Origin of the sequence: Oceanicaulis sp. (assembly GCF_051859625.1) — a bacterium.
GTDB lineage: Bacteria > Pseudomonadota > Alphaproteobacteria > Caulobacterales > Maricaulaceae > Oceanicaulis.
This window is the reverse complement of record NZ_JBHYFH010000006.1, coordinates 1-518: the sequence shown is the minus strand read 5'-3', so window position 1 is coordinate 518 and position 518 is coordinate 1. Positions and strand designations below refer to the sequence as shown.

General features: G+C 67.0%; 1 protein-coding gene. It reads left to right on the top strand.

The window, feature by feature from the left end:
• The coding region (locus tag ACTIGF_RS15545) for an amino acid ABC transporter ATP-binding protein (protein WP_439637738.1) at positions 1 to 518 on the top strand (518 nt) is incomplete at both ends.

Here is a 518-nt window from a genome sequence, read left to right as displayed (position 1 = left end):
CCTCCGGCACGGTCGAGGTCGACGGCACCCGCATCGACTACGCCGCGCCGCGCGCGGTGAAGGCGGCGCGCGACCGCATGGCCATCGTCTTTCAGCAGTACAACCTGTTCCAGAACATGACCGTGCTGCGCAACGTGACGCTGGCGCCGGTCAAGGTGCAGGGCCGCAAACGGGCCGAGGTCGAGGCCGAGGCCATGGACCTGCTGAAACTGGTCGGCATGGACCACAAGGCGCACAGCTACCCGGACGAACTCTCCGGCGGTCAGCAGCAGCGCGTCGCCATCGCCCGCGCCCTTGCGCTGAAGCCCGAGATCCTGCTGCTGGACGAGGTCACATCGGCGCTCGACCCCGAACTGGTGAACGAGGTGCTGGACGCGATCCGCCGCCTTGCATCCGAGGGGATGACCATGCTGCTGGTCAGCCACGAGATGGCCTTCGTGCGCGAGGTGTCGTCCAAGGTGGTCTTCATGGACGCAGGAAAAGTCGTCGAGGCGGGTGACCCCGCCACCATCTTCGAC